Source organism: Micromonospora tarensis, from assembly GCF_016803395.1.
Taxonomy (GTDB): domain Bacteria; phylum Actinomycetota; class Actinomycetes; order Mycobacteriales; family Micromonosporaceae; genus Micromonospora; species Micromonospora tarensis.
Genome location: NZ_JAEVHL010000273.1, coordinates 1 through 8,047, shown reverse-complemented (window position 1 = coordinate 8,047; position 8,047 = coordinate 1). Strand labels below are relative to the sequence as shown.

Genomic DNA, 8,047 nt, shown 5'->3' with positions numbered 1-8,047 from the left:
TCGGGCGCGGCGGTGGTCGGCGTCGGCGGCGACCACCGGCGGCGCAGCACCAGCCGGGCGACAAGCATCGGGACTTCGAGCACGACCAGCACGATCAGCAGGTAGAACATCAGCGCGAGCCACAGGTAGCCCGGCCAGGCGAGCCAGTAGAGGCCGGCCTGGGTGCCGGCCATGGTGATCGGCACCAGCAGCGCCAGCACCAGAGCGGCGATGCCGCCGACCCGCCGCCACCGGCCCGGGGTGGTGGTGTCCCGAACCAGCCGCTTCCACAGGTAGAGGTGGATGAGGCCGGTGGCCAGCGCCAGGACAGCCACGAACCCCAGAACCGCCATCATCTGTGCGCCTCCCTCAGCCGCCCGCGAACGGGGGCAGGACATCGATCGTGGCCCCGGCCGGCAGGGGTGCCCGACGATCATGACAGGTGACGCCGTCCACCAGGAAACTCGCCACCCGCAGCACCACGGCGAGCCGGTCGCCGTGTCGCCTGGTCAGCTCGACCGTGAGGTCGTCGAGCGACCGCACCTCGGTCAGGACCTCCTCGGCCCGCCCGGCGGCGGCGCGGCGCCCGCGAAGTAGCGAACGGTCAGCGGTGTCGACTCCATGCTCAGCCGCCGATCGCCGACATCGGGCGGGTCGGCTGGAGGAAGGTCGGGTCGTCGATGCCGTGCCCGGCCCGCTTGCCCCACATCGCGGTGCGCCAGCGGCGGGCCAGCTCGTCGTCGTCCGCTCCGGCGCGGAGCGCCGCGCGCAGGTCCGACTCCTCGGTGGCGAAGAGGCAGGCGCGGACCTGGCCGTCGGCGGTCAGCCGGGTGCGGTCGCAGTCCCCGCAGAAGGGGCGGGTGACGCTGGCGATCACCCCGACCCGGGCCGGGCCGCCGTCGACCAGCCAGGTCTCCGCCGGTGCCGCGCCACGCTCGGCCGGGTCGGGGCTGAGGTCGAAGGCGGTACGCAGGGACGCCAGGATCTCTTCGGCGGTGACCATCGTTTCCCGGGCCCAACCGTGCTGGGCGTCCAACGGCATCTGCTCGATGATGCGCAGTTGGTAGTCGTGGTCAAGGGCGAAGCGGAGCAGCGCCGGTGCCTCGTCCTGGTTGACCCCCCGCATCAGCACCGAATTGATTTTCACCGGGCTGAGGCCGGCGGCGGCCGCCCCGGCGAGGCCGGCCAACACCGCGTCCAGGCGGGGGCGGCGGGTGAGCGTGGTGAACCGGCCCGGATCCAGGGTGTCGAGTGAGACATTCACCCGATCGAGGCCGGCCGTGCGCAACGCCGGAGCCAGCCGGTCCAGACCGATGCCGTTCGTGGTCAGCGAGACCCGGGGGCGGGGATCCAGGGCGGCGACCGCGGTCACGATGTCGACCAGCCCGGGTCGGATCAACGGCTCACCGCCGGTGAACCGCACCTCGGTCACACCGAGCCGCTCAACGGCCACCCGGACCAGCCGGACGATCTCCTCGTCGGTCAACAGCTCGGGGCCGGCCAGCCAGGGCAGCCCCTCGGCCGGCATGCAGTAGGTGCAGCGCAGGTTGCACTTGTCGGTGAGGGACACGCGCAGGTCCCGAGCGACGCGGCCGTACCGGTCGACGAGGACGCCGTCGGCTCCCGGGGCGAGGCTCACCTGTCGACCGTAGCGCGCTCGGCCCGACCCAGGACGGCATGGGCGGTCTGGACGACCACATCTCGGTATCCGCTGCCGAAGAGCGCGGTGTGCACGAGCAGCAGGTGCAGCTGGTGCACTGGCACCCGGTCGCGCCAGCCGTCCGAGAGCGGCCAGCCCTCCTGATAGGCGGCCAGCACCCGGTCCAGGTGGGGGAGGCCGCCGAAGAGTGTGAGCTGGGCGAGATCCGTCTCCCGGTGCCCGCCGTGCGCGGCCGGATCGACGAGCCAGGCCCGCTCGTCGGCCCCCCACAGCACGTTGCCCGGCCACAGGTCACCGTGGATGCGCGCCGGCGGCTCGTCGCCGCCGAACCCTTCGAGTCGGCCGAACACCTGCTCGACCAGAGTGGCGTCGGCGCCGCTCAGCGCACCACGGTCCACCGAGCGGCGCAGGTAGGGGGCGAGGCGCCGCTCGACGAACCACGTCGACCACTGCCCGTCGGTGGGGGTGTTGTCCTGGGGGAGCGAGCCGATGAAGCCGGGCCAGGCCGCACCGAAGGTGGCCGCGCCCGCCCGGTGCAGCCCGGCCAGCTCCCGGCCGAAGCGCTCCGCGGCCTCCGGCGTCGGCTCGCCGGGCTCCACCCAGTCGAGCGCCAGCAGCTCCGGCAATTCCACGATCACCTCGGGTACGGCCACCGAGTCGGCCTCCCGCAGCCAGCGCAGCCCGGCGGCCTCGGCCTCGAAGAAGCCCTCCGGAACCGGTCGGTCGCCCGTTCGGGCCAGGACTTGGCGAAGACGGAGTGACCGTCGTCCAGGGTGAGCCGGGCGGCATCGCAGCTGTCGCCACCGGCGACCGGCGTCTCCCGGAGCCGCTGATGGGTCCGGAAGGTCGGCAGGTGTGCCGGGTGCGCGCGCAGGTACGCCAGGTCCATCAGCGCACGGTAACCGCTCAGTGCGACAGCGTGGTGCCGCCCACGGACATCGAGCCCTTTCCGACCGCCGTACTCCGGCCTGAGCAGGAAAAACACGTTGCGTAACTGTGGATAAGCCGCGTGTCATCCACAGGGGCGGCGGAGGGGGTCTGCCCCGTCGCAGGCTCCCGACATGACCTCGACCGAACGCCCGCAGCTCGCCGTCCGCTCACCCGCCGACCTGATCGCCGCTGTGCCGTACCTGCTCGGCTTCCACCCGGCCGACAGCGTGGTCGCGGTGGCACTGCTCGGCCGGCAGATCGTCTTCGCCGCCCGGATGGACCTGCCCGACCCGGCGACCGATCCGGTCGACCTGGCCCAGCACCTGGCCGGCGTGCTCAGCCGGCAGGGCGCGGAGGCCGCCACCGTCGTCGGCTACGGGTCGCCCGATCGGGTCACGCCCGCCGTGGACGCGCTGCGCGCCGCGGTGAGCGCGACCGGGATGAAGGTGCTCGACGCGCTGCGGGTCACCGACGGTCGGTGGTGGTCCTACCTCTGCACCGAGCCCGACTGCTGCCCGCCGCAGGGTCGCCGCTACGACCTGACCGCCAACCGGATCGCCGCCTCGGCGGTCTTCGCCGGGCAGGTCGCACTCCCCGACCGGGCCGCCCTGGTCGCGCAGGTGGCACCAATGGACGGCCGGCCCCGGACGCGGCGGGTGCGGCCACCGCCCGCGCCGAGCAGCGGATGGCCGAGCTGATCGACCAGGCACCCGCAGGTGACCTGCTCGGCGACCGGGCGCTGCGCGCCGCCGGGGTGGCGGCGGTGCGCGAGGCCCAGCGTCGGCAGCGGCGTGACGAACGGCTCGACGACGACGAGGTGGCCTGGCTGTGCCTGCTGATGACCCACCTGCCGGTCCGCGACCACGCCTGGGAACGCACCGACGGTCGGGACCGGGACATCGCCCTCTGGACCGATCTGCTGCGCCGGGCCGAGCCGAAGCTGGCCGCCGCGCCCGGCGCGTTGCTGGTGTTCGCGGCCTGGCGGGCTGGGCAGGGGGCGCTGGCGGCGGTCGCGCTCGAACGCACGCTCAGCCTGCACCCCGACTACTCGCTCGCGGTGCTGCTGGACGACCTGCTCCGGCGCGGCGTACCCCCGTCCGAGCTGGACGGCTGGCCGTCGGTCGGCCTGCCCGGGGTGATCCGCCCGCGCCGGCGAGGCCGACGTGGCCGCCGCTGACGTGACCGGGCGTTGTGACCCGGGCGCCGCCGAAGAACCGAGATCGTCGCCGCGTAGCCGGTCGCGTCTGGTGCGGTGGCGCAGCGCGTGACAGGCCGGGACCCAGCCCACCGAGCGGGACCTAGCCGACCGGGCCGATCTCCCTCGCCAGCCGGACGAAGCCCGCCCAGGCCGCCGGCTCGAAGGCCAACGTGCCGCCGTCCCGGTCCTTGGTGTCGCGCACCAGCACGACTCCGGGCAGATTGTCGGCCACCTCGACGCAGTTGCCACCGTTCGAGCTGCTGCGGGTGCTCTTGCGCCAACGGGCGCTGGTCAGGTCATCCATGCTCGCGCTCTCAACAGGTCGATGGTCAGGTCTCGTGGTAGCGCTAACGACCTCACGCTATCCCAGACCGCCCAGAGCGGAGCAACGTCATTACTGAGGCGTCCGGCCGCCTGGTCGTCGAGGTAGCCGACCTCGTCGCCGTCGGGCGTGCTGGCGATCACGAACGGCCCGGCCTGGCCGGGGTGGAAACCCGCCGTCAGGGGAAGTACGTGGATCATCACCGCCGGCCGCTCGGCGAGCGTCATCAGGTGGTCGAGCTGGTCGGCCATGAGGTCGGGTCTTCCCCGGCGCAGCGCGGCCTCGTCGATGACGAAGACGCTCAACGGCGGGCGGGGCCGGTCGAAGACGGCGGCCTGCCGGCGCAGGCGGGTCTCCACATGAGCCTCCAGGTCGTCGTCGGCCCAGAGCCCGCTGCTCAGCACGGCCCGTGCGTACGCCTCGGTCTGGAGGAGGCCGGGAACGACCGCCGATTCGTAGTACCGGAGCCCGACCGCTTCGCGCTCGACGTCCGTCCAGGGCCGGAACCACGCCGGCTCGCGTCGCTTGTACAGGTCCGGCCAGAGGTCCTCCTCGTCGCGGCCCAGGACCTCGGCAACCTTCGACCGGTGGCGGGTCTGCGGAATCCGTCCCGGGTTCGCCCACTTGGCCGCCGTCTTGGGATCCACCCCGATCTGGGCGGCGAGGCGGTCGGCGGTCAGGCCGGATTTCGACATGGCCTCAGCCACTGCGCGGTTCATCCGTATCTCCTCCAGTACGTCCGAGACGTCCACAGGAGATATTCCTACGCAGTGTGTTCGGCCCGCAACCCTTGGCAGTGTTCCGGTGAGACGGCGCGATCGGCAGGGACCCCCCGAGACCCGACGGTCGCGTTCGCGGGGCCGCCTCGTGGGCGAGCACTCCGGGGCGGCCCCTCCCAACGAGCAGGGGGCGAGATGCCGGACACACACACGAACCAGCCCGCGTCACGACGGGGCGGCGGCCACGCCAGCGGTGGCGCGGCGATCGGGACGATGAGGGCCGGCGACCTCGTTCGGCTGTCCCGCGCGGCGAGCCCACAGTTCGTCAGGCCCATCACGGTCCGGGTCATCCGCGAGCTGACCGACCGGCACACCTACCACGGCTGGACCTGGATCGAGGCGTACGAGCTGGCACCGGACGGCAGCGCACGGGCCAAGCGGGAGCTGTTCGTGCTCCGCGAAGGGGTCGACCTGTTGGCCTCCGGCCCGGCCAACCAGCCGACCCGGCACCAGGTGCGGGCCGGCCGATGACCGACCACGCGGAACACCCAGTGCTCAAGCCGGCCTGGCGCTGTCGTACGTGCGGGATCGCCTGGCCCTGCTCGACGGCGAAACTGCGCCTGCTCGGTCGGTACCGCGGTCGACCCGACGAGCTGGTCGAGCACCTGAGGGCGCTGCAAGCCGAGGCGACCGAACAGCTGACCGAGCTGTACGGCGGCCGGACGCCGGATGGCCTCACCGAGCGTTTCACCGGCTGGGTCACCCCTCGATAGTCCGTCGAAGGATGTACGCGTCGCTCCTGTCCACGGCCGACGCGGCAGCCCCGGCAGCGCCGGAGAATGATCTCGTGGCCGTTCTCCGTGTAGGTACGACATGACCCCCGAACTGCTGTTGTCGCTGGCCGGGCTGGCGTTGGTCGACAGCACCAGCATCGGCACCCTCTTCATCCCGGTCTGGCTGCTGCTCGCCCCCGGGCCGGTCAACGCCCGGCGGATCCTCGGCTACCTCGCCACGATCGCGGCGTTCTACCTCGCGGTGGGGCTGCTGCTGGTCTTCGGCGGCAGCAGGCTCGCGGACGCGCTGGGCGGCGCGCTGGACAACCGGGCCGTCCTCTGGGCGCAACTCGTCCTGGGCGTGGCGATGCTCGCGCTCAGCTTCCGTTACGACGGCAAACGCCGCCCCCGTACCGGTGGGGTGTTGCGCTGGCGCGACCGGGCCACCGCCGGTGACTCCTCGGCCCGCTGGCTGGTCGGGCTGGCGCTGCTCGCCGCGCTCGCCGAGGTGGCGACCATGCTCCCGTACCTCGGTGCGGTGGGCCTGCTGGCCACCTCGCGGGTGGGTGCGCCGAGCGTGGTGGCCCTGCTCGCCGGCTACTGCCTGGTCATGGTGCTGCCGGCGGTGTTGCTGCTGGGCGCCAGGGTGGCCCGTCCGAGTCTGGTCGAGCCGGTGCTGGCCCGCCTGAACACCTGGATCGTCACGAAGGCGGGCAGCGCGTTGGGCTGGATCCTCGGCATCGCCGGCTTCCTGATCGCCCGGGACGCCGCCGCCCGGCTCGACCTGTTCAGCCTGCTCGACCGCTGAGCCGCCGGCCGGCTGCTCCAGGGTCCGGCTGCAGTCTCAGCGTCCGGCCGGCTGCTCCAGCGCGATCCGGTGCGGGCCGGCGTAGACGTTCATGGTCCGGCCGCGCAGGAAGCCGACAAGCGTCATCCCCGCCTCGTCGGCCAGTTCGGCGGCGAGCGTGCTCGGTGCGGACACCGCCGCCAGCAGCGGCACGCCCGCCATCCACGCCTTCTGGGTCAGCTCGAAGCTGGCGGCCGGAGACCAGCAGCAGGTGCCCGGCGAGCGGCAGCCGGCGTTCCCGCACCGCCCAGCCGATCACCTTGTCCACGGCGTTGTGCCGGCCCACGTCCTCCCGGAGCACCACCAGCTCGCCGTCGGGAGTGAACAGCCCCGCCGCGTGGAGTCCACCGGTCCGGTCGAAGCCGCGCTGGGCGGCGCGCAACCGGTCGGGCAACTCGGCGAGCAGCGTGGCCGGCACGCTGAGCTGGTCCGTCGCGACCGGGAACAGCGAACGGGTGCGTACCGCGTCGATGCTGGCCTTGCCGCAGACCCCGCAGGAGCTGGTCGTGTAGAAGTTCCGGGACGGATCGGTGGTCGGTTCCGGCACACCGGGGGCGAGCACCACGTCCACCACGTTGTAGGTGTTCGGCGTCTCCGCACCGGCACAGAGCTGCGCGGTCAGCACGTCGTCGGTCGACCGGATCAGCCCTTCGGTCAGCAGGAAGCCGACGGCCAGGTCCAGGTCGTCGCCGGGCGTGCGCATGGTGACGGCGAGCGGCCGTCGTCGGCCCGGGCCGGCCGCGCCGACCCGGATCTCCAGCGGCTCCTCGACCGCGAGCGTGTCCGGCCGACGGACGGCACCGCGCCCGCTGGTCGCCGCGTCCAGGTCGATCCGGAGTACGCCCCGTCGATCAGTTGCCCGTCCCATCCCGCCATCCTCCACCCCGAGCCGGCCCGCCCGCACGGCCACCGGCCATCGGGCACCCCGCCGGCCGAACGCTCAACCGCCCCGCACGGCCATCCGGCGTCGGACATCGAGAAGCTGGGCGGGCCGCCCGAGCGCCGGCACGGCTTTCCGGCGTCCGGGACACGGGTCGACCCGGCCCGACCGAGCGCCCGCACGGCTCTCCAGCGTCCGGGACACGGGTCGACCGGCCCGACCCGGCCCGACCGGGCGCCGGCACGGCTACGGTGGCCGGGTGGGGACGTACGCCGCAGTGGTGCTCGCGGGTGGGGCCGCCCGACGGACTGGGCGGAGTGGACAAGCCCGCGCTCCCGGTCGGTGGCCGGCCGATGCGCGATCGGGTGCTGGCCGCCGTCGTCGATGCGACCCCCCGGGTCCTGGTCGGTGCGGCTCATGCCGTCCCGACGGGCGTGCGGGTGGTCCGGGAGAACCCGCCCGGCGGGGGCCCGGTGGCCGCTGCGGCTGCCGGTCTGGCGCTGCTCCGGCCGGACACGACCTGGTCGCCCTGCTCGCCGCCGACCTGCCACTGCTCACCCGCGCCGCGATCGGTGACCTGCTGAACCACCTCGACGGCGGACCGGACCCCATCCCGCAGCGGCGACACCGTCCGTACGGACCGCCGTGCCGCCGCGGTGTCGCCGGCCCGCAGCGGCCGCCGGCCGGGCCGACGGGGCGTGCCTCGTCGACGGGGACGGCGGCGCAGTCGCTCTGCGGC

General features: G+C 73.5%; 6 protein-coding genes and 6 pseudogenes. 5 read left to right on the top strand and 7 right to left on the bottom strand.

Going from position 1 to position 8,047, the window contains the following annotated elements:
- The 4 genes and pseudogenes from JM949_RS31015 to JM949_RS31000 form a co-directional block, all read right to left on the bottom strand.
- Window positions 1-335, bottom strand: a pseudogene (locus JM949_RS31015) (metallophosphoesterase); the annotation flags it as partial.
- A 13-nt stretch (window positions 336-348) separates the two neighbouring features.
- Window positions 349-602: pseudogene (locus JM949_RS31010) on the bottom strand (MoaD/ThiS family protein).
- A gap of 2 nt (window positions 603-604) precedes the next feature.
- On the bottom strand, window positions 605-1,618 hold the full coding sequence (gene moaA / locus JM949_RS31005) for a GTP 3',8-cyclase MoaA (protein ID WP_203151669.1): 1,014 nt from the start codon (window positions 1,616-1,618) through the stop codon (window positions 605-607).
- Window positions 1,615-2,528, bottom strand: a pseudogene (locus JM949_RS31000) (fructosamine kinase family protein). Before JM949_RS31000 ends, moaA begins: the two are co-directional and overlap by 4 nt.
- Before the next feature lie 172 nt (window positions 2,529-2,700).
- Here JM949_RS31000 and JM949_RS30995 point away from each other — a divergent pair.
- Window positions 2,701-3,746 (top strand): annotated as a pseudogene (locus JM949_RS30995) (DUF4192 domain-containing protein).
- A 121-nt stretch (window positions 3,747-3,867) separates the two neighbouring features.
- On the opposite strand, the gene JM949_RS30990 reads toward JM949_RS30995, so the two are convergent.
- A complete protein-coding gene (locus JM949_RS30990) occupies window positions 3,868-4,071 on the bottom strand; it encodes a DUF397 domain-containing protein (RefSeq protein ID WP_203151668.1) in 204 nt (67 codons plus the stop codon).
- The gene (locus tag JM949_RS30985) at window positions 4,059-4,808 is read right to left on the bottom strand and encodes a Scr1 family TA system antitoxin-like transcriptional regulator (RefSeq protein ID WP_203151666.1); all 750 of its coding nucleotides are present in this window, start codon (window positions 4,806-4,808) and stop codon (window positions 4,059-4,061) included. The genes JM949_RS30990 and JM949_RS30985 overlap by 13 nt, the downstream gene beginning before the upstream one ends.
- 195 nt (window positions 4,809-5,003) lie before the next feature.
- Between JM949_RS30985 and JM949_RS30980 the strand changes: the two genes are divergently transcribed.
- From JM949_RS30980 to JM949_RS30970, 3 genes are all read left to right on the top strand, one after another.
- A complete protein-coding gene (locus JM949_RS30980; RefSeq protein ID WP_238434209.1) occupies window positions 5,004-5,339 on the top strand; it encodes a hypothetical protein in 336 nt (111 codons plus the stop codon).
- On the top strand, window positions 5,336-5,581 hold the full coding sequence (locus JM949_RS30975) for a flavin reductase (protein ID WP_203151664.1): 246 nt from the start codon (window positions 5,336-5,338) through the stop codon (window positions 5,579-5,581). The genes JM949_RS30980 and JM949_RS30975 overlap by 4 nt, the downstream gene beginning before the upstream one ends.
- Window positions 5,582-5,681: 100 nt before the next feature.
- A complete protein-coding gene (locus JM949_RS30970; protein ID WP_203151662.1) occupies window positions 5,682-6,389 on the top strand; it encodes a GAP family protein in 708 nt (235 codons plus the stop codon).
- Between the two features lie 36 nt (window positions 6,390-6,425).
- Here JM949_RS30970 and fdhD read toward each other — a convergent pair.
- A pseudogene (gene fdhD, locus JM949_RS30965) lies at window positions 6,426-7,296 on the bottom strand (formate dehydrogenase accessory sulfurtransferase FdhD).
- Between the two features lie 289 nt (window positions 7,297-7,585).
- Here fdhD and JM949_RS30960 point away from each other — a divergent pair.
- Window positions 7,586-8,047: pseudogene (locus tag JM949_RS30960) on the top strand (NTP transferase domain-containing protein); the annotation flags it as partial.

Bases quoted from the DNA above. Each gene is read 5' to 3' on its own strand.
- JM949_RS30990 (WP_203151668.1), bottom strand. From the start codon at position 4,071: ATGGATGACCTGACCAGCGCCCGTTGGCGCAAGAGCACCCGCAGCAGC.
- JM949_RS30985 (WP_203151666.1), bottom strand. From the start codon at position 4,808: ATGAACCGCGCAGTGGCTGAGGCCATGTCGAAATCCGGCCTGACCGCC.
- JM949_RS30980 (WP_238434209.1), top strand. From the start codon at position 5,004: ATGCCGGACACACACACGAACCAGCCCGCGTCACGACGGGGCGGCGGC.
- JM949_RS30975 (WP_203151664.1), top strand. From the start codon at position 5,336: ATGACCGACCACGCGGAACACCCAGTGCTCAAGCCGGCCTGGCGCTGT.
- JM949_RS30970 (WP_203151662.1), top strand. From the start codon at position 5,682: ATGACCCCCGAACTGCTGTTGTCGCTGGCCGGGCTGGCGTTGGTCGAC.